Annotated in this window: 1 protein-coding gene; it reads right to left on the bottom strand. The window is 38.3% G+C overall.

What is annotated here, in order from left to right:
• Positions 1-72: 72 nt before the first annotated feature.
• A partial coding sequence (locus JAO71_RS15725; protein WP_203001728.1) for a T9SS type B sorting domain-containing protein occupies positions 73-712 on the bottom strand: 640 nt, incomplete at its 5' end.

Genomic DNA, 712 nt, shown 5'->3' with positions numbered 1-712 from the left:
CTTTATAAAAAAAAGCCTGAACATAATGTTCAGGCTTTTTTTTTGTGTATTACTATTAGTTTTTAAAGCGTCTTAACGTTTTAAGGTAAAGTGCGCTTTAAATTGTTTTCTGGTGTTGCTGGTATCATTTTGCTCTTTGTAATCTACAGTAAACCAATAATCACTGGTTGGCATTGGGTTACCATTGTAGGTTCCATCCCATCCTGATCCGGTTGGACTTAACTGTTTTATTAGCTTTCCGTAACGATCAAATATGTAAATAACTGCATCTGGTTGATTGCCGATCCCGTAGATGTTCCATGTGTCATTAAACCCATCGTCGTTTGGTGTGAAGAAGTGTGGATAGTCCATGATTGATACTGGTACACTTCGCTCTCCACATCCGTTTATATCTCTTACTGTTATTATATGATCGCCTGCTCCTACATCTGTAAAGGTAAAGCTTCCGTTGTTTGGGATATTACTTTCCCATGGTCCATCGTCTAAACTAAATTCATATAGTGCTACCGTTCCGTTTCCTGTGGCTGTAACTTCTATGTTGTGAACATCTGCAAAGGCTTCTGTTAATAATTCATAGGTTACTGTTGGTGGCTCACTTTCTTCGACTATAGTCGTATCTGAGTTATTACATGTTGTGGTTACATTTGTTACTATAACTTCATAAGTACCTGCTTGGGTTGGCTCTAAACTGCTTCCTGTTTCTCCCGAAAGG

The organism is Olleya sediminilitoris (assembly GCF_016785945.1).
Lineage (GTDB): Bacteria > Bacteroidota > Bacteroidia > Flavobacteriales > Flavobacteriaceae > Olleya > Olleya sediminilitoris.
Note: the sequence above shows the minus strand (reverse complement) of the source record. Positions and strands in the feature narration are given on the sequence as shown.